The following is a 19,686-nucleotide window of genomic DNA, read 5'->3' on the forward strand; positions in this document are numbered from 1 at the left end:
CAATCGTCGGGACAATGCCCCCGAACTTGCCTTGGAGGATTCGCGAATGCGCGCCAACCGACTGTCTCTTGTTCTGCTCTTCGCCATGATGGCGTTCGCAGCCGCGCCGACAGTCAGGCAGGCTCTGGCCGAGGACGCCGCCAAGCCAGCCGATCCGGGGCTCTCCGATGTGCTGACCGACCTCTTGCATGGCGTCGAGGGCGAGAACGGCACCTCCGGTCCCGACAAGCGCGTGCCGTTCGGCCGCGAAGAGGTGCAGCTGTCGTTTGCGCCCCTGGTCAAGCAGACGGCGCCGGCCGTGGTCAATGTCTATGCGTCGCAGACGGCCAAGGTCACGTCGCCCTTTGACGGCGATCCGTTCTTCGAGGAATTTTTCGGCCGCGCGCAGCCGCGCGCGCAATCCTCGCTCGGCTCGGGCGTGCTGGTCGACCCGAGCGGCGTCGTCGTCACCAATTTCCACGTGATCAAGGATGCCGACGAGGTCAAGGTCGCGACCGCCGACGGGCGCGAATTCACCTCGAAGGTCATGCTCAAGGACGAGACGCTCGACCTCGCCGTGCTCAAGATCACCTCCGACAAGCCGTTTCCGGTGATCGCCATCGGCGATTCCGACGCGCTCGAGGTCGGCGACCTGGTGCTGGCCATCGGCAATCCGTTCGGCGTCGGCCAGACCACCACCAGCGGCATCGTTTCGGCGCTTGCCCGCAGCCATATCGGCGTTTCGGATTCGGGCTACTTCATCCAGACCGACGCCGCCATCAATCCCGGCAATTCCGGCGGCGCGCTGATCAACATGGGCGGCCAGCTGGTCGGCATCAACACCGCCATCTACAGCCGCAGCGGCGGCTCGATCGGCATCGGCTTTGCCATCCCCGCCAACATGGTGCGCGCCTTCGCCGACGCGGCCAAGGCCGGGCTCGATTTCTTCGAGCGGCCCTATATAGGCGCCGAATTCGAAGCGGTCACACCGCAGATCGCCGAATCGCTCGGCATGGAGAAGCCGACCGGCGCGCTGGTGTCGTCGGTTGAGGAAGCCGGACCGGCGGCCAAGGCAGGGCTGAAGCCCGGCGATGTCGTGCTGCAGCTCAATGGCACGACGGTCGAAGGCATCGAGGCGCTGGATTACCGCATGGCGACCCTGTCGATCGGCACCAAGGCGACCTTCGCCATCCTGAGCAAGGGCCAGCAGGCGACAATGGAGATCGCACTGGAGCGCGCGCCGGAAGGCGCCAAGGCGTCGGAAGTGACGCTGCATGGCCGCAGCCCATTCTCCGGCGCCAAGGTCGCGGAACTGTCGCCCAGGCTCGCCCAGCGGCTTGGCCTGCGCACCGACCTCAAGGGCGTCACCGTGGTCGACATCAACCGCGATTCGCCGGCTGCCGATTTCGGCTTCCAGCCCGGCGACATCGTGCGCGAGGTGAACGGCACCACCGTCGATACGGCGGCGACACTGGCGCAGCTTGCCCAGCAGGATACGCGCTGGTGGCGCTTTACCGTCGAGCGCGGCGGGCAGATACTGCGCCAGGTGTTGCGTTACTGAGGCGATCTTCCCATTTCTGAGGATCGTGCTCCAACCAGAAGACCTAGATGGCCGATCTGTTCAGCGTCGATGAACCGGAAAGAGCGCCGCCCGGCCGGCCTTTGGCCGATCGGCTGCGCCCGAAAAACCTTGGCGAGGTCGTCGGCCAGGAGCATCTGACCGGCCCCGACGGCGCACTGACGCGGCTCATCAACTCCGGTTCGCTCGGCTCGATGATTTTCTGGGGGCCACCCGGCACCGGCAAGACTACCGTTGCGCGGCTGCTGGCCGGCGAGACCCGTCTTGCTTTCGAGCAGATATCGGCGGTGTTTTCCGGCGTCGCCGACCTGAAGAAAGTGTTCGAAGCAGCGAAGCTGCGCCGCACCAATGGCCGCCAGACGCTGCTGTTCGTCGACGAGATCCATCGCTTCAACCGTGCCCAGCAGGACTCTTTCCTCCCGGTCATGGAGGATGGAACAGTTGTTCTGGTCGGCGCCACCACCGAAAATCCATCGTTCGAGCTGAACGCCGCGCTTCTGTCGCGAGCGCGGGTGCTGGTGTTTCACTCGCTGGGCGAGGACAGCATCGCCAAACTGATGACGCGGGCGGAGGAGACGGAGGGCAGGGCGCTGCCGCTCGACGACGAGGCGCGGGCGATGCTCATCCGCATGAGCGATGGCGACGGCCGGGCCTCGCTGACGCTGGCCGAGGAAGTCTGGCGCGCCGCCAAACCCGGCGAGGTTTTCGATCCCGAAGGGCTGCAGCGCATCGTCCAGCGCCGCGCGCCGATCTATGACAAGGGCCAGGACGGTCACTACAATCTGATCTCGGCGCTGCACAAATCGGTGCGTGGGTCCGACCCGGACGCGGCGCTTTATTATCTTGCCCGCATGTTCGACGCCGGCGAGGATCCGCTCTATCTCGGCCGCCGGCTGGTGCGCATGGCGATGGAGGATATCGGGCTGGCCGACCCGCAGGCGCTGGTTATCGCCAACGCCGCCAAGGACGCCTACGACTATCTCGGCTCGCCCGAAGGCGAACTGGCCTTCGCCGAGGCCACCGTCTATCTCGCCACCGCGCCCAAATCCAACGCCGTCTATACCGCCTTCAAGGCAGCCACGCGGGCGGCGAAGGAGTTCGGTTCGCTGCTGCCGCCCAAGCACATCCTCAACGCGCCGACCAAGCTGATGAAAGAGGAGGATTACGGCGCCGGCTACCGCTACGATCACGACCAGCCCGATGCTTTTTCCGGCCAGGACTATTTCCCCGAAAAGATGGGCCGGCAGACCTTTTATGATCCGCCCGAACGCGGCTTCGAGCGCGATATCAAGAAACGGCTGGACTATTGGGCAAAGCTGCGCAGCGAGCGGGAAAAATAGGTGCGCGGGACAAACGGGACGAACTCGGCCTGCCCGCGATGAACTGAAATTCTGTCCCCGCCAGTCACAGCAGTGTGATTGTACCGCATGACAAAAAGCCCTATCACGTCGCATGACTCGGCCGGGAGGCTGCCAGGACGGGCGATAATTCGGAACGGGGACAGCGCGCGGCGCGAACAGAAATGACAAAATCCCTTCGCAAAACGCTTCGCCAGGCTGTGATTGCTGTCCCGCTGCTCGTGCTCGGCTTCTATTTCATTCCGATCCTGACCACGATTTGGATCGTCTGCGGCCTGATCGATGTGCTGCGCAACGCCAGCAAGGATCTGTCGCTGTTGCGCGGCTATTTCCTCGGCAATGGCATCTTCACCTGGCTGCTGTCGCCCTTCAATCTGCTGGTGGACCTCGTTTGCTACCGCAACCCGGGTGTGTGGAAGCTGGAGCAGTTTCCTGCCGATTATCAGCGCGAGGTCAACGAGGTTCTTGACGTCTTCAAGGCGCGCAAGGACGAGATCATCGCCGATATCGACGCCAATTTCGGCACCGGTCGTCGCGGCATGTATGTCTATCAGTGGTACGGCAAGCACCGGATCGACAATGTTGCGGAATTCAACAAGGATTTCAAATACATCAAGACCATTGCCGTGTCTGTCTTCAGAGGCAAGGAATCGACTTCCTGGCATTTCGGACCGCTGCGGCTCAGCCTGCGCATCCTCTACAATCTCTTGCCGGTGAAGGCAGAGGTTTTCGTCGAATGCAACGGCGCCAGGAATTACTGGCACGACAACCCGCTCTATATTTTCGACGACACGCTGCTGCACCGCTCGGTCAACGAGTATGATGGGCGCCGCTACTGCGTGTTCATGGACATCATCCGCCCGTCGCCGTTCCCCGGTTTCATCGCCGGACTTCTGGCCATCGTTTCGGTCACCGTCGAGCGCATCAATTCCATGTTCTACAAGAACTGGAAGATGATCGGCTCGAGCAAGGCAAAGAAGGTCGAGACGACCTGAGGCGTTAGCCTGAAGGGATTGACCGCACTGCCTTGGCCGGGCAGTAAACGGGCATGTTCAATCTGCTTCTTGTTGTGGTCGGCGGCGGCATCGGCGCCGGCATCCGCCACCTGACCAACATCGGCGCCTTGCGCCTCGTCGGCCCCAACTACCCCTGGGGGACAATGGCGATCAACATCCTCGGCTCCTTTGTTATGGGGCTGTTCGTCGCCGCGCTGATGCGGCGCGGCGGTTCCAATGAGCTCCGGCTGTTCGTCGCCACGGGCATCCTTGGCGGCTTCACCACCTTCTCCGCCTTTTCGCTCGATTTCGCGACCCTGTGGGAGCGCGGAGCGACGCTGACGGCGTTGGGATATGCGCTTGCCAGCGTCGTTGGCGCCATTATCGCCCTGTTTCTGGGACTTTGGCTCGCAAGAACCGTTTCATAGTGTTATTGCCCCGACCTGGAGCACGCCGCATCCTCTGGACGCGCTGCAGAAACTTTGATCTTGCGCATGATCCTTTCCGAAAGCCGGAGTAGATTTTCGGGGTCACGCGTTAGAAACGGATAAAGCGAAAATCATGGCAGGCGTAGAACAGATCACGGTGGAGGCCGGCGAGGCGGGCATGCGGCTCGATCGCTGGTTCAAGACCCATTTCCCCGGCCTCGGCTTTGGCCATCTGCAGAAGTTGCTGCGCTCGGGCCAGATCCGCGTCGATGGCGGCCGGGTCAAGGCCGACAGCCGTGTCGAGCCCGGCCAGGTGGTGCGTGTGCCGCCGCTCGAGGTCGACAAGAAGGGCGAGAGTGCGCTTACGGGTTACTCGATCCGCAACCAGGGCGACGCCGATGTGCTGGCCAAGATGCTGATCCACGAAGATCCAAAAGTCTTCGTCTTCAACAAGCCGGCCGGCCTGGCGGTGCAAGGCGGCTCGGGCGTCACCCGCAATGTCGACGACATGCTGGAGGCCTGGCGCAGCCAGAAGGGCGAGAAGCCGCGCCTGGTGCACCGGCTCGACCGCGACACGTCGGGCGTGTTGGTGGTTGCCCGCACCAGGCTTGCGGCGATGAAGCTTTCCGAGTCATTCCGGGCGCGCGAGACCAAGAAGACCTATTGGGCGCTGGTCAAGGGCGTCCCGCCCAAGCGTGAGGACAAGATCTCGACCTGGCTGATCAAGGAGCCGACCGAGGACGGCGACCGCGTGCGCGTGGCAGCCCATGGCGAAAAGGGCGCCGACCACGCCGTGTCCTACTATCGCATCATCGAGCAGGCGGCTCAGACGATGACCTGGCTGGAAATGGAGCCGTACACTGGCCGCACCCACCAGCTGCGCGTTCATGCCGCCTATATCGGCTGCCCGATCCTCGGCGACCCCAAATATTTCGAGGCCGACACCAACTGGGACTTTCCGGGCGGCATTCAGAACCGCCTGCATCTGCATGCGCGCCGCATCGTCATTCCGCACCCGGACAAGGGCGTCATCGACGTCACCGCGCCGATGCCGCCGCATATGCGCCAGAGCTGGAACCTGATCGGCTTCGACGACGCCAGCGCGGAGGACTGACATTGGCCGTTGCCTCGGTATTGGATCGCCCCGATGCGGTCGATCTGGCGGCTGCTTCCATCATGGTCGGGTTGACCTTTTCCTGGGGGCTGAACTACGTCGCCGCCAAGATCTCCTATGCCGGCATCGATCCGGTTTTCGTCTCGATCGCACGTTCGATCATTGGCGGGCTCTGTGTGCTCGGCTGGTGCTGGCTGCGCGGCATCAGGCTGTTTAAGGCCGACGGGTCGCTTGTCGCCGGCATCATCGTCGGCGTGCTGTTCGGCGTCGAGTTCCTGTGCCTCTATATCGGGCTGGAATACACGACCGTTGCCCGCAACACACTGCTGGTCAACACCATGCCGTTCTGGGTCCTGATCGGCGGCCATTTCCTGCTCGGTGAGCGTATCAACGCGCGCAAGCTTGGCGGGCTCGTTCTCGCCTTCTGCGGCCTGGTGGCGGTGTTTTCAGACGGGATTGCCGGCGGCACCGACGTGACCTTGATGGGCGATCTGCTCAGCCTCGGCTCCGGTATTCTGTGGGCGGCGACCCGTATCGTCATCAAGCGTTCGAAACTGGTCGAGACCAGTGCCGAGAAATTGCTGCTTTATCAGCTGGCCGGTGCGGCCATTGTCGGTGTCCTGGTTCTGCCTTTCGCCGGCCCGCCGATCCGCGCGGTCAGTGCCTTGCCGACATTGGCGCTGCTGTTCCAGTCGCTCTATATAGTTGCCTTCACCTATGTGCTGTGGTTCTGGCTGCTCAGGCGCTATCCGGCATCGGGCCTGTCGAGCTTCGCCTTCCTGTCGCCGGTGTTCGGCGTCCTCTGCGGCGCTATCATTCTTGGCGAGGCGCCAACGACCAGGATCTTTGTGGCGCTTGGGCTGATCGCAGTCGGCCTGATCATCGTCAACCGGCCGGCGCGCAAGCAGGTACCTGGATAGAAAGTTCGACCATGCGTGACATCCTCAACGACCTCGAAGCGGGAAAGCATCTGTCCGATCCGGATCCGGTCCGCCGCGCGCAGATCCAGATGAAGACGCACCTGCCGAAGCGCTTCTACAAGGACGTGTCGGTCGCAGCTGTGGAGGACGGTTTTGCCGTCCATCTCGACGGCAAGCCGGTGCGCACGCCGGGCAAGGCGCTGCTGGCGCTGCCGACCGAAAAGGCCGCCGCCCTGGTCGCCAATGAGTTCGCTGCACAGGGCGAGACCATCGACCCGGTCACGATGCCGGTGCTGCGTCTGGTCAACACCGCCATCGACGGCGTCGCCAGCGACCCGCAGGCGGTGCTGGAGGACGTCTTGCGCTTCGCCTCGTCCGATCTGACCTGCTACCGCGCCGACGCGCCACAGGGGCTGGTCGAGCGGCAGAACCAGCATTGGGATCCGGTGATCGACTGGGCGAGAGCGACATTAGGGGCTCGGTTCAATCTCGCCGAGGGCATCATCCATGTCGAGCAGCCGCGCGAGAGCATCGCAGTGCTCGGCGCTCATCTTGCCCAGCGTGCCGAGCCGCTGCGGCTGGCCGCAATCCATGTCATGACTTCGCTGACCGGGTCGGCGCTGCTGGCGCTGGCGGTCGATTACGGCGCGCTCGATGGCGACGCGGCTTGGGCCGCCGGCCATGTCGACGAGGACTGGCAGATCGAGCATTGGGGCCAGGATGCCGAGGCTGTCGCACGCCGCTCGGCCCGCAAACGCGACATGATGGCGGCCGTCGGCCTGCTCGATGCGCTGAAGACCTGATCCTCGGCCTTTGCCGCACTGCACCTAATACCAAAGTCATAAATCCAAGGTCTGTCTGCCTCCGGCGGTCGCTTTCTGTCATTTTTTACGCTGATGGCTGGTTCGAGTCGCGTTCAGAGGGAACGCCGACGATGACGCCCAGCGTCGAAGGCAGACGATTCACGGGAGGACAGTTCAATGGCATTGGCATCGACCGCCGGCGGAGCCAGCCGCGGCATGACACGAGAGGAGAAGAAGGTCATCTTCGCCTCCTCGCTGGGCGCGGTTTTCGAATGGTATGATTTCTATCTCTACGGAGCGTTGGCCGGCGCGATCGGCTTGACCTTCTTCAACTCGTTTCCCGAAAGCACCCGCTACATCTTCACGCTGCTGGTCTTCGCCGCCGGCTTCATCGTGCGCCCGTTCGGCGCGCTGGTGTTCGGCCGCATCGGCGATCTCGTCGGCCGCAAATACACATTCCTTGTCACCATCATGATCATGGGTCTGTCGACTTTCCTTGTCGGCCTGCTTCCGGGTTCAGAGACACTGGGCATTCTGGCGCCGATCCTGTTGATCGCGCTGCGCATGCTGCAGGGCCTGGCGCTTGGCGGCGAGTACGGCGGCGCCGCGACCTATGTCGCGGAACATGCGCCGGACGACCGTCGCGGCTTCTACACCTCATGGATCCAGACGACGGCGACGCTCGGCCTTTTCCTGTCGCTGATTGTCATCCTGCTGGTGCAGAATTCCGTAAGCAAGGACGCCTTCAACGCCTGGGGATGGCGCATTCCGTTCCTGGTCTCGGCTATCCTGCTCGGCATTTCGGTCTGGATCCGGCTGTCGCTTTCGGAATCGCCGACCTTCCTGCGCATGAAGGAAGAGGGCAAGAGTTCCAAGGCGCCGCTGTCGGAAGCCTTCGGCCAGTGGAAAAACGCCAAGATCGCCATCCTGGCGCTGTTCGGCCTCACCGCCGGTCAGGCCGTGGTATGGTACAATGGCCAGTTCTATGCACTGTTCTTCCTGGCCAATGTGCTCAAGGTCGACGCGCAGTCGGTCAACATCATGATCGCCATTGCGCTGGCACTCGGCACGGGCTTCTTCGTCTTCTTCGGCTGGCTGTCCGACAAGATCGGCCGCAAGCCGATCATCATGGCCGGCCTTGCGCTGGCAGTCGTCACCACCTTCCCGCTGTTCAAGGCGTTGACCTGGGCCGCCAATCCGGCGCTCGCCACCGCACAGCAGAACACGCGCGCCACGGTGACGGCGGCTCCGGGAGACTGCAACTTCCAGTTCAACCCGACCGGCACGCGCGTACCGGTCAGTTCGTGCGATATCGCGACCGACTTCCTTGCCAAGAACTCGGTGCCTTACGACATCGTCTCTACCGCGGCGGCGGGGACCCCGGCGAGTGTCATGATCGGCAGCGAAACTGTGGCGTCTTATGATGCCAAGGCCGCGGGCGACAAGAAGGCTGCAAGCGACGCTGCCTTCAAGAAGGGTATCAACCTCGCGCTTCAGGGTGGCGGTTACCCGTTGAAGCGCGCTGCCGCCAAGGTTGCCGACCAGAAGCTCGACGCCTTTGTCGCGGCCAATCCTGAACTGAAGCTCGATGCGGCAGCCATCCGCGCCGGCGAAAAGACCGCGGTCCCGACCGAACAGGCCATCAAGGACAAGGTGCTGACCAAGGATGAGGCCGCGGGCGCCACCGAGGTGACCGTGTACAGCGTTCCGGCAGCGGGCGCGTTCGCGATGTTTGCCGACCCCGCACAGGTCAACTGGGCAAAGGTCATCGGCATCCTGTTCATCCTGGTCCTCTACGTGACCATGGTCTACGGGCCGATCGCGGCGATCCTGGTCGAGATGTTCCCGACACGCATCCGCTACAGCGGCATGTCACTGCCCTATCACATCGGCAATGGCTGGTTCGGCGGCCTGCTGCCCGCGATCGTGTTCGCGTTCAGCGCCTACAAGGGCGATATCTATTACGGCCTTTGGTATCCGGTGGTGATCGCGGCGGTGACGCTGATCATCGGCATGATCTTCGTCAGGGATACGCTCGGCACCGACCTGCATACCAAGCAGTAGCCGACGGCTCTGTATCAAACAAAAAACCCGGCGCGAGCGATCGCGCCGGGTTTTTGATTTGTGGGCCTGTTCGATCTATCAGCGCGGAAGACGCCTAGCTCTTGCGAGGCTGTTCGGCCTCCGCAATGGCGGCCTCATGATACCAGGCCCCGCCATGGGCAAGCGGGTGATCGCGCAGCGAAGCAAGCTCTGCCGCAAACTTGGCCTTTACGCCTAAATTTGAGGCACCCGCACGCGCTGCCACCGGGAACATCAGGATTTTGGCCGACGGACGGGCTGAGGTGATTTCCATGGTCGGTCTCCTTTCTTCTGGAGAGGCTCTTCGATTCATCTTTCCATCAAGGTAGGTCCTGCAATCCTTTTAGGCAAGATGCCTAAAGAAAGATCTGCATTTGCCTGTTATTTAAGCAAATTCTGCCTTTGATTGATCCGGGCGCATTGCTTAGGCGGCTTGCCATCACCGGCGGGATGAAAGGGCATTTTTGCCGCACCCTGACCAACTGAAGTGGCACACGATTTGCATTTTATCGACCGGCAGCTGGGCTGCTGGATGGCTCGGCGCGCCGGCGTCATCCAGGTTCGGTGATCAAGCAACGAGAGGCTCTAGAATGACGAAATACAAGCTCGAGTATATCTGGCTCGATGGTTACACGCCGGTCCCCAATCTTCGCGGCAAGACCCAGATCAAGGAGTTCGCCGAGTTCCCGACGCTCGAGCAGCTGCCGCTGTGGGGCTTCGACGGTTCTTCGACGCAGCAGGCCGAAGGCCACAGCTCCGACTGCGTGCTGAAGCCGGTCGCCGTATTCCCGGACCCGGCCCGCAGCAATGGCGTGCTGGTGATGTGCGAAGTGATGATGCCAGATGGCGTGACGCCGCATGTGTCCAACAAGCGCGCCACCATCCTCGACGACGAGGGCGCCTGGTTCGGCTTCGAGCAGGAGTATTTCTTCTACAAGGACGGCCGTCCGCTCGGCTTCCCCGAGAGCGGCTATCCGGCGCCGCAGGGCCCGTACTACACCGGCGTCGGCTATTCGAATGTCGGCCCGATCGCGCGCCAGATCGTCGAGGAGCATCTCGACCTTTGCCTCGCAGCAGGCATCAACCATGAAGGCATCAACGCCGAAGTGGCCAAGGGCCAGTGGGAATTCCAGATTTTCGGCAAAGGCTCCAAGAAGGCCGCCGACCAGATGTGGATGGCCCGCTATCTCTTGCAGCGCCTGACCGAAAAGTACGAGATCGACATCGAGTATCACTGCAAGCCGCTCGGCGACACCGACTGGAACGGCTCGGGCATGCACGCCAACTTCTCGACCGCCTATATGCGCGAAGTCGGCGGCAAGGCCTATTTCGAAGCGCTGATGGCTCAATTCGACAAGAACCTGATGGACCACATCGCCGTCTACGGCCCGGACAACGACAAGCGCCTGACCGGCAAGCATGAGACCGCTCCGTGGAACCGCTTCAGCTACGGCATCGCCGACCGAGGCGCCTCGATCCGCGTGCCGCATTCCTTCGTCAACAATGACTACAAGGGTTACCTGGAAGACCGCCGTCCGAACTCGCAAGGCGACCCCTACCAGATCGCTTCGCAGATCCTGAAGACCATCGCGGAGGTTTCGACCAGCGCGCAGGTCTCGGCTGCTGCTTGAGCATCTATAGCGGCGCAGGCTTCATAAGCCTGCGCCGTAGCCTGCTGCTACCACATCTACGGTCTGCTATTGGTCAAACAAAAACCCCGGCGTCTGAACTGACGCCGGGGTTTTTCCTTGTCGCTGAGGCTTATCGTTCAGACCGAATAGTACATGTCGTATTCGACCGGATGCGGGGTCATTTCGAAGCGCATCACTTCGGCCATCTTGAGCTCGATATAGCTGTCGATCTGGTCGTCGTCGAAGACGCCGCCGGCTTTCAGGAAGCCGCGGTCCTTGTCCAAGCTTTGCAGCGCTTCGCGCAGCGAACCGCAGACGGTCGGAATCTTCTTCAGTTCCTTCGGCGGCAGATCGTAAAGATCCTTGTCCATCGGCTGTCCCGGGTGGATCTTGTTCTTGATGCCGTCGAGGCCGGCCATCAGCATGGCGGCGAAAGCGAGGTAGGGGTTCGCGCCCGGATCGGGGAAGCGGACCTCGACGCGCTTGGCTTTCGGCGACGAGCCGAACGGAATGCGGCAGGAGGCCGAACGGTTGCGCGCGGAGTAGGCGAGCAGAACCGGTGCTTCATAGCCAGGCACAAGGCGCTTGTAGGAGTTGGTCAGCGGGTTGGTGAAGGCGTTGATCGCCTTCGCGTGCTTGATGATGCCGCCGATGTAGAACAGGCACGACTCCGACAGGCCGGCATATTCATTGCCGGCGAAGGTCGGCTTGCCGTTCTTCCAGATCGACTGGTGGACGTGCATGCCCGAGCCGTTGTCGCCGAAAATCGGCTTCGGCATGAAGGTGGCCGTCTTGCCATAGGCGTTGGCGACCTGGTGCACGACATATTTGTAGATCAGCATCTTGTCGGCGTTGCGGACCAGCGTGTCGAACTTGATGCCGAGCTCGTGCTGGGCAGCGGCAACCTCGTGATGGTGTTTTTCGACGCGCACGCCCATTTCGGCGAGCACGGTCAGCATTTCGGAGCGCATGTCCTGCGCGCTGTCGATCGGCGGCACAGGGAAATAGCCGCCCTTGACGCGCGGGCGGTGGCCGAGATTGCCGGTCTCGTAATCGGTGTCGTCGTTGGACGGCAGTTCGGTCGAGTCCAGCTTGAAGCCGGTGTTGTAGGGATCGGCCTTGTACTTGACGTCGTCGAAGACGAAGAATTCGGCTTCGGGGCCGACATAGATGGTGTCGCCGATGCCTTCGGCCTTCATGTAGGCCTCGGCCTTCTTTGCAGTGCCGCGCGGATCGCGGTTGTAGGATTCGCCGGAGACCGGATCGAGAATGTCGCACAGGATGACCATGGTCGACTGGGCGAAGAACGGATCCATGTGGACGGTGTCCGCATCGGGCATCAGCACCATGTCGGACTCGTTGATCGCCTTCCAGCCGGCGATCGAGGAGCCGTCGAACATGACGCCGTCGGCGAACATGTCTTCCTCGACCTCGATGACATCCATCGTCACGTGCTGCAGCTTGCCCTTCGGATCGGTGAAGCGCAGGTCGACGAATTTCACGTCGTTGTCCTTGATCTGCTTCATGATGTCTTTGGCTGTCGTCATGTCGTTTCTTCCCTGTGTGATGACGTTTCGAGGAGACGTTAATCTGAAATCAGAAAGCTCAGACGGCGTCCATCCCCGTTTCGCCGGTACGGATGCGAACGACCTCCTCGATGTTGGAGACGAAGATCTTGCCGTCGCCGATGCGGCCGGTCTGCGCCGCCTTGCGGATGGCTTCGATGGCGCCTTCGACGGCGTCGTCGCCCAGCACCACTTCGATCTTCACCTTGGGCAGGAAGTCGACGACATATTCGGCGCCGCGATAGAGTTCGGTATGGCCTTTCTGGCGGCCAAAGCCCTTGGCCTCGGTGACGGTAATGCCTTGCAGACCGGCCTCCTGAAGCGCTTCCTTCACTTCGTCTAGCTTGAACGGCTTGATGATCGCTTCGATCTTTTTCATGTAAAAAGTGGCCTCCACTGCCAAAAAAAACGGGTTGTGCGCCCCGCTTGCGCCTCCATCAAGCACGAACTGTGCCAATTTCAGCCCACGCGAAGCGGTTTCGCGCAATTCCAATGCCGCGCCGCGCCGGGATGCACATTCGCGTCATCCTCTGCTTCGGCTGCGGCAAAGCTGCCCGAAGCCTACACATTGCCGCTTCGGGCGTCTGCACGATAATTAGGCAGATTGCGCATTTTGCAGGCCCGCGCGGATCCGTGGCACCAGTCTGCGAAAGGATTGGCCGCACGCCAACGCAGCACCTGGCCGTTTGCTTCGAATCCGAAACTGGACAATGCTCGATAGGGACAAAGGGTCGGCCTTGAACGAAATGCGGGATCGGCAATCCATGAGCAATGAAGTCCTGTCGCCGGCCGAGATGGGCGAGGTCGACCGGCTGGCGATCGCGGCCGGTCCGCTCGACGGCTATGGCCTGATGCAGCGCGCCGGCGAAGCGGTCGCTGCTGTGGTCCTGGCACGCTATCCCGCAGCAAGCCGCGTGCACGTGCTGTGCGGCCCCGGCAATAATGGTGGCGACGGCTATGTTGTAGCGCGGTTGCTGGCCGAGGCTGGTGTGAATGTGACGCTCTGGGCCGAAGGCAAGCAGAAGCCCGGGAGTGATGCGGCGCGAGCTTCCGAGGCCTGCAATCTGCCGGTCGAGCACATCGGACACTGCTACCCGGAACCGGGTGAAGTCGTCGTGGACGCGCTCTATGGTGCGGGATTGTCGAAGAAGATATCCCTGCATGCCTCTGCCGTCTCAGGATTGGCCGCGGCGGAGCGCGTGCCTGTGGTGTCAATCGATCTGCCTTCTGGTGTGTCGGGCGAGACCGGCTTGAGCAACGCTTATTTCAAGGCCGACGTGACGGTGACGTTCGTGCGGAAAAAGCCCGGCCATCTGCTGATGCCGGGGCGCAGCCTCTGCGGCGAGATCATCGTCGCCGATATCGGCATTCCGGATGCGATCGTCGATGAGTTCAAGATCAAGACGTTCGAGAACACGCCTGACTTCTGGCTATACTGTTTTCCGAAAACGGCGGTCGATACACATAAGTATAAGCGCGGCCACGTCAGCGTCTTTTCCGGCGGGCCGAGCGCGACAGGTGCGGCGCGGCTGTCGGCGATGGCTGCAGCCAGAGCCGGGGCAGGGGCGGTGACCGTGCTCTCGCCTGAAAATGCCATGCAGGTAAACGCCGCGCATCTGACATCGATCATGCTGCGCGAGGCCGGTTCGATGGAGGAAGTGCAGGAATTTTTGTCGGCGAGGCACCCCGAAGTACTTGTGTTCGGACCAGGGCTCGGGCCGAAACCCAAAGTGGGGGATTTCGCGTTGCAATTGATCGCGACGGTCGCTGACCTAAACCGCACGTCGACGAGTTCATTCGGAATTCAGCGCCCTGCCATTGTCTTGGATGCTGACGCCATCACGTCATTGGCGCATCAGCCTCAGGCCCTGTTCGACGCCGCGCTGCTCCCGTTGGCGCCGGTATTGGTGCTGACGCCGCATGAAGGCGAATTCGCCAGACTTTTTCCCGACATCGCGAAGGACAAGAAGCAGTCGAAACTCGCCAAGGCGCGCGCAGCCGCTGAACGAGCCAACGCCATCATGGTCTACAAGGGCGCCGACACCGTCATCGCGGCGCCGGACGGCCGCGCGGTGATCAACGCCAATGGTGCACCATGGCTCGCCACCGCCGGTTCCGGCGACGTGCTGGCGGGCATTGTCGCCGCGCTGCTGGCGCAGGGCATGCAGGCATTCGAGGCCGCCTGCGCAGCGGTCTGGATCCATGCCGAGGCCGGCAGCCGCTTCGGACCGGGTCTGATCGCCGAGGATCTGCCGCTGGCGCTGGTGCCGGTGCTGCGTGAACTTGTCGAGGCACGGCAGAAGGTGCCGATCGGATGAAGCGTTTCGCGCTCGCCATTGCAGCCATCATCGCGCTGTTCGCCTCGCATGGCGTGCGCGCTGAGCAGCCGGTGACCATCGTCGACGATCCGGCGGTGCTCGCCGCCCTTGATGCCAAGGGGTTTGGCTTCGCCGGCATTTTCGCCGTCGACGGCGCGGACGATCTGAAGACGCTCTACAGTGAGGTGCCGGCCTATCGTGCTGTTGTCGACATGGTGGCGACCGATATTGCCACGCTGCGGGCCGAGATAAAGGCCGGCGGGCGCACGCTCTACGAGGTGACCGACGGCAATGTCGGCCGCATCATGGATATGCGCTGGCTGAAGACCGAGGCCGCGCGCTTCCGCCTGGTCGGCGTCGTCAACCGGCTGGACCGGCGTGACTTCACCGCGCTGCAAGGTGACAAGAGCTGTGGCGAGGTGCGCTTTGTCTATCGCCTGGCCTACAGTTTCCGCAAGAACGGCAAGGTTCTGGCATCGCGGCTGCCATTCAATTTCAACGCCGTCTACAGCGTGGCGCCGGATGCCGATGGCGGCTGCGTCGGCGTTGCCGGGCGCTGGACACCGCAGATCGACGAAAACGTCGATGCCGGCTGGCTGGTCGGCGTGCCGCTGGCACCGGAGGAACTGACTTTCAAACAGCTCGAACTCAACGCGCAAGTGGTGCGCTTTCCCTCGGGCCAGGAGACCGAGTTCGGCGGGCAGGCGGCCTATCTGATGCGGATCTTCGGCATCGATGGCGCTGCCATCAGCGAGAAGCCGCTGGAGAATTCGCCTGACGTTGCGCGGCTCTCGGACAATGCTGCACTCAAGAAAAGGCTCGCCGACTACGTCAGCGCCAATGTCGCGGCCGTCGATCTCGGCGTCTACGAAATCCCCGACGAATTCCTGGCGAAGAAAATCATCTCGTGGTCGACCTTCGGCAGCGCGAGACGGGCCAACCATCCGTTCACGCCGCTGTTCCAGCCAGCGGATTTCGCCGGCCTGGACTATGCGGCGCTGAAACTGGTGCGGACACCGGAGGCGCTGGTCGAGCGGCTGGACAATGGCGCCTGCCAGGGCTGCCACCAGGCAGGCTCGACGGCCGGCTTTCACTTCATCGGCCTCGACGACAAAACGACGTCGCCTCTCAACCGGATCGAGGTCGGCATCTCGCCGCATCTCCATGCCGAGATTCCGCGACGTGAGGCCTGGCTGCGCGCGACGGAAGAAGGCAAGGAGCCGAACCGCTACCGGCCGCTGTCCTTCGCGCCGCCGGCGACATGGACCGATGCCGGCGATGTCGGCTACGCCCCGGCCGAGATCGCGATGCCGTGCCTGATGCCGGATGATGCAAAACGCTTCGGCGCGACTTGGCAATGCGGTGGCGGCACCGTCTGCACGCCGCTGGCGACGGCCTCAGGCGTGCGCACCACGCTGGCGCAATGTCTGTTGCCCAAGGACAGTCCAAAGATGTTTTCGGGCCATCCCTGCCTGACCGGGTCGATCTCCAGCAACCCGTCTCAGCCGTTCAACGACCGCTACAAGATCACCGGCCAGTTCGCCGCTTTTGCGCCGACCCTTTCGCGGACCGCCTACACCTGCCGGCCACCGAAAATCGGCGTACCGGCAGGCATCGCTTATCGCGCCTGCGACGACAAGGACCGCAGCTTCGCCGCCTTCAAGACGGGCAAGCCGATGCCATCGGAAATTTGCGGCATGGTCGGCGGCAAGAAATTCGACACCTGCGTCGCCACCAACAATTTCGACCAGTGCCTCGGCGGCGCGGTCAACCGCGGCAACCGTCCCGCATGTTCGGCCGATCATTTCTGCCGCGAGGATTATATGTGCCAGTCGCTGCCGCCCGACACGCCGGGCGCCGCCAAGGTGAAAGGCATCGGCTACTGCTCGCCGACCTATTTCATCTTCCAGATGCGCATCGACAACCACGCAACGCCTTGGGCGACCGCGACCAGCGCCCCCAGGGATGCGGGGTTCGGCGCGGCGGAAGAGGAGTGAGCCTGCGAGTTGGGCGACCACCAGTTCAGCGCTGGAGATAGTCTTCCATCCGCGCAGTCCATTTGGTGTCGAATTCCGCAATATGCCGCTGTGCTACGCTCGAGTTCAGCAGCGTCGAGAGCGCGGTCACGGCGATCGGGTCCAGGTCGGGCGGCTCCGTGTAGCCAAGCGCCGCCAGCCGTTGAGCCCATGATGGATGGGTAGACTTTGCGTCATCCGGGCTTGCCCACGCCTTGCGGGCGCAAACATTGAGGCAAATGGGTTCTCGCAGCTGGCCGGCAGCTTCCAGCACGCGCTCGAGCGGCGCTCGCGGCGGACGCAAAGCACCTCGCAATTCATGCTGCAAAGGGTCATAGACCGTCTCCGTGAAATGCACGTCTGCCGTGGCAAGAAGCAACAGCGCGCGTGCGGCGTGCTCGGCGTCGCCGGAGGATGCCGCGTGTCGATCTGCCTTGATCTCCGCTTCGCGCGAAAGCCGGATTTCTTCCCGCTCGAACGATTGCGCCAGCCAGCCGATAGCGGCGTGGAGCAGGCTGCCTGTGATCGTGGTTCCGGGCGGGGCATACTCGAAGACAAATCCGAAACCGTTTTCGAACTCAGCGAGATTGAGGCTGCCATTGGTATCCTTGTTGCGCACATGCGCGTCCTCATGGGCAAGGATCGCGGCAAGCGCTCTTTCATCGGTCACTGCGAGGAGAGGGATGCCAATGGTTAGAAACAGCCGATTGCCGAGAAGGCCGAGAAGCGTGCGCTCTTCGCGCACGCTGGCGTTCAGGTTGCCCTCTAGTATGACAACCGTGCGCGCAGCACGGCGCGGTCCGGCGACGCTCCGCCACAGCGCCCACAGGCCGGGCGCTTCTGCTTCACTGACGCCTTTGATCTTGCTGCGTCGGAAGCCCGCAAACAATGTGCCGAACAGAAATGCCAAGGCCGTGGTGGCGATCGGCATGACGACGAAGCCGCTGGCGATAAACCAGATTGGTTGGTTGTCGAGCAGGGACATCCAGACGCAGAAGACGATGAGAGCGGGAACAACGAAAAACAGGACCGTGAACCTGCCAAACCGCCGACCGGCGCTGATGATCAGTCGCGACATTGGATGTTACAACGGGATGTTGTCGTGCTTCTTCCAAGGGTTCTGCATGTCCTTGTTGCGCAGCATGCGCAGTGCCCGTGCAATGCGGCGGCGGGTCGAATGCGGCATGATCACCTCGTCGACATAGCCGCGTTCGGCGGCGACGAAGGGCGACAGGAAACGGTCCTCGTAAGCCTTTGTGTGAGCTGCGATCTTTTCGGCGTCGCCGATATCCTTGCGGTAGATGATCTCGACCGCGCCTCTCGCCCCCATCACCGCGATCTGCGCCGTCGGCCAGGCATAGTTCATATCGCCGCGCAGATGTTTTGAGGCCATCACGTCATAGGCGCCGCCATAGGCTTTGCGGGTGATGACGGTGATTTTCGGCACGGTCGCCTCGGCGTAGGCAAACAGGAGTTTCGCGCCATGCTTGATCAGGCCGCCATATTCCTGCGCGGTGCCGGGCAGGAAGCCGGGGACGTCGACGAAGGTGACGATGGGAATGGAAAAACAGTCGCAGAAGCGCACGAAGCGCGCCGCCTTGCGGCTTGCGTCGGAATCGAGCACGCCGGCCAGCACCATCGGCTGGTTGGCGACGAAGCCGACGGTACGGCCCTCGACGCGGCCGAAACCGGTGACGATGTTCTTGGCGAAGTTCTGCTGGATTTCGAAGAAGTCGCCTTCATCGGCAACTTTGAGGATCAGCTCCTTGATGTCGTAAGGCTTGTTGGCGTTGTCTGGGATCAGCCGGTCGAGCGACAGATCATGGTCGGTGACCGACTGGTAGCACTCGATCACAGGAAGCTCCGACGTATTTGACGCGGGCAAAAGGTCTACCAGCCGGCGCATCTGCAACAGCGCCTCGACGTCATTGTCGTAGGCGCCGTCGGCAATCGACGATTTGGTCGTGTGGACGGACGCGCCGCCAAGGCTCTCGGCCGTCACCGTCTCGTTGGTGACCGTTTTGACCACATCCGGCCCGGTGACGAACATGTAAGAGGTGTCGCGCACCATGAAGATGAAGTCGGTCATCGCAGGCGAATAGACGTCGCCGCCGGCGCACGGGCCCATGATCACGGAAATCTGAGGAATGACGCCGGATGCGAGCACGTTGCGCTGAAAGATCTCGGCATAGCCGCCTAGCGCCGCCACGCCTTCCTGGATGCGGGCGCCGCCGGCGTCGTAGATGCCGATGATCGGCGCGCGGTTGCGCAGCGCCATCTCCTGCACCTTGATGACCTTTTCGGCATGAGCCTCCGACAGCGAGCCGCCGAAGACGGTAAAGTCCTTGGCGACGAGATAGACCGGACGGCCATTGACCGTGCCCCAGCCGGTGACGACGCCATCGCCGGCGATCTTGGTCTTCTCCATGCCGAAGTCGGTCGAGCGATGCTCGACATACATGTCGAACTCCTCGAACGAGCCTTCGTCGAGAAAGACCTCGATGCGTTCGCGCGCCGTCAGCTTGCCCTTCTTGTGCTGGGCGTCGATGCGGGCCTGGCCGCCACCCATGCGGGCGATCTCGCGGCGGCGCTCGAGTTCCTTCAGCACGTCCTTCATCGCTCGGTCTCCAGAAATGGCAGCTGCCTTTGTGGTAATGATGCCTGCAGGCGTGTGCAAGCGCCGCTTTCGGCCTCGATTATTGCGCTGCAACATGTGGCCCCTTGCATTCCGGAGCGAACTCAGCCATATGCAGCCCATAGGCGCTTGGGCCGGAGATTCCGGCCTTCTCGACAAATGAGACTGGTTGCGTCTGTTTTCCCTCTTTCCGGTATATCGGCCCCTCTTTCCGATACATCACGAAGTGGCGAAAGAGCCCCGTGGCATGACGCCTGCGGGCAC

General features: G+C 62.4%; 16 protein-coding genes. 11 read left to right on the plus strand and 5 right to left on the minus strand.

The genetic code is table 11. The annotated features are described in order from the left end of the window. The first annotated feature begins 46 nt into the window (after positions 1–46). From NKJ64_RS09425 to NKJ64_RS09460, 8 genes are all read left to right on the plus strand, one after another. Entirely contained in the window at positions 47–1,540 is a 1,494-nt protein-coding gene (locus NKJ64_RS09425; RefSeq protein ID WP_023688416.1) for a DegQ family serine endoprotease, read from the plus strand. A gap of 47 nt (positions 1,541–1,587) precedes the next feature. After that, complete coding sequence (locus NKJ64_RS09430; RefSeq protein WP_023738901.1) at positions 1,588–2,898, plus strand: replication-associated recombination protein A; 1,311 nt, start codon at positions 1,588–1,590, stop codon at positions 2,896–2,898. A 182-nt stretch (positions 2,899–3,080) separates the two neighbouring features. Further along, positions 3,081–3,911, plus strand: a complete 831-nt coding sequence (locus NKJ64_RS09435; protein WP_023738900.1) for an aspartyl/asparaginyl beta-hydroxylase domain-containing protein — start codon at positions 3,081–3,083, stop codon at positions 3,909–3,911. A 53-nt stretch (positions 3,912–3,964) separates the two neighbouring features. Then, positions 3,965–4,339, plus strand: a complete 375-nt coding sequence (gene crcB, locus NKJ64_RS09440) for a fluoride efflux transporter CrcB (protein WP_023682593.1) — start codon at positions 3,965–3,967, stop codon at positions 4,337–4,339. Between the two features lie 133 nt (positions 4,340–4,472). Beyond that, positions 4,473–5,453 (plus strand): RluA family pseudouridine synthase, encoded by a 981-nt coding sequence (locus NKJ64_RS09445; protein ID WP_023672769.1) that lies wholly within the window; start codon positions 4,473–4,475, stop codon positions 5,451–5,453. 62 nt (positions 5,454–5,515) lie between these two features. After that, on the plus strand, positions 5,516–6,373 hold the full coding sequence (locus tag NKJ64_RS09450) for a DMT family transporter (protein WP_502902861.1): 858 nt from the start codon (positions 5,516–5,518) through the stop codon (positions 6,371–6,373). A gap of 11 nt (positions 6,374–6,384) precedes the next feature. Then, positions 6,385–7,176, plus strand: coding sequence for an ATP12 family chaperone protein (locus NKJ64_RS09455; protein ID WP_023738898.1), 792 nt, complete (start codon positions 6,385–6,387; stop codon positions 7,174–7,176). Between the two features lie 177 nt (positions 7,177–7,353). Further along, complete coding sequence (locus tag NKJ64_RS09460) at positions 7,354–9,240, plus strand: MFS transporter (protein ID WP_023682590.1); 1,887 nt, start codon at positions 7,354–7,356, stop codon at positions 9,238–9,240. A gap of 94 nt (positions 9,241–9,334) precedes the next feature. On the opposite strand, the gene NKJ64_RS09465 is transcribed toward NKJ64_RS09460, so the two are convergent. Then, complete coding sequence (locus NKJ64_RS09465; protein WP_023706518.1) at positions 9,335–9,532, minus strand: DUF2735 domain-containing protein; 198 nt, start codon at positions 9,530–9,532, stop codon at positions 9,335–9,337. Positions 9,533–9,848: 316 nt separating this feature from the next. Here NKJ64_RS09465 and NKJ64_RS09470 point away from each other — a divergent pair, with 316 nt between their 5' ends. Next, positions 9,849–10,889 carry a glutamine synthetase beta-grasp domain-containing protein gene (locus tag NKJ64_RS09470; protein ID WP_023691256.1) on the plus strand — a complete coding sequence of 347 codons (1,041 nt, stop codon included), beginning with the start codon at positions 9,849–9,851 and terminating at the stop codon, positions 10,887–10,889. 137 nt (positions 10,890–11,026) lie between these two features. Here NKJ64_RS09470 and glnA read toward each other — a convergent pair whose 3' ends face one another. Together glnA and NKJ64_RS09480 are read right to left on the minus strand one after the other, a co-directional pair. After that, positions 11,027–12,436: a type I glutamate--ammonia ligase gene (gene glnA, locus NKJ64_RS09475; protein WP_023672775.1), complete on the minus strand. Its 1,410-nt coding sequence runs from the start codon at positions 12,434–12,436 to the stop codon at positions 11,027–11,029. A gap of 58 nt (positions 12,437–12,494) precedes the next feature. Beyond that, positions 12,495–12,833: a P-II family nitrogen regulator gene (locus tag NKJ64_RS09480; protein ID WP_006205430.1), complete on the minus strand. Its 339-nt coding sequence runs from the start codon at positions 12,831–12,833 to the stop codon at positions 12,495–12,497. 385 nt (positions 12,834–13,218) lie between these two features. On the opposite strand from NKJ64_RS09480, the gene NKJ64_RS09485 reads away from it, so the two are divergent. Continuing rightward, positions 13,219–14,772 carry a bifunctional ADP-dependent NAD(P)H-hydrate dehydratase/NAD(P)H-hydrate epimerase gene (locus NKJ64_RS09485; RefSeq protein WP_023743040.1) on the plus strand — a complete coding sequence of 518 codons (1,554 nt, stop codon included), beginning with the start codon at positions 13,219–13,221 and terminating at the stop codon, positions 14,770–14,772. Beyond that, a complete protein-coding gene (locus tag NKJ64_RS09490; RefSeq protein WP_352462422.1) occupies positions 14,769–16,769 on the plus strand; it encodes a hypothetical protein in 2,001 nt (666 codons plus the stop codon). Before NKJ64_RS09485 ends, NKJ64_RS09490 begins: the two co-directional genes overlap by 4 nt. 25 nt (positions 16,770–16,794) lie before the next feature. Here NKJ64_RS09490 and NKJ64_RS09495 read toward each other — a convergent pair whose 3' ends face one another. Together NKJ64_RS09495 and NKJ64_RS09500 are read right to left on the minus strand one after the other, a co-directional pair. Next, on the minus strand, positions 16,795–17,865 hold the full coding sequence (locus tag NKJ64_RS09495) for a M48 family metallopeptidase (RefSeq protein ID WP_023682586.1): 1,071 nt from the start codon (positions 17,863–17,865) through the stop codon (positions 16,795–16,797). Positions 17,866–17,871: 6 nt separating this feature from the next. Then, positions 17,872–19,404 carry an acyl-CoA carboxylase subunit beta gene (locus NKJ64_RS09500; protein ID WP_352462423.1) on the minus strand — a complete coding sequence of 511 codons (1,533 nt, stop codon included), beginning with the start codon at positions 19,402–19,404 and terminating at the stop codon, positions 17,872–17,874. Between the last annotated feature and the right edge of the window lie 282 nt (positions 19,405–19,686).

The sequence above is a fragment of the Mesorhizobium sp. M0062 genome, from assembly GCF_040323125.1.
Taxonomy (GTDB): domain Bacteria; phylum Pseudomonadota; class Alphaproteobacteria; order Rhizobiales; family Rhizobiaceae; genus Mesorhizobium.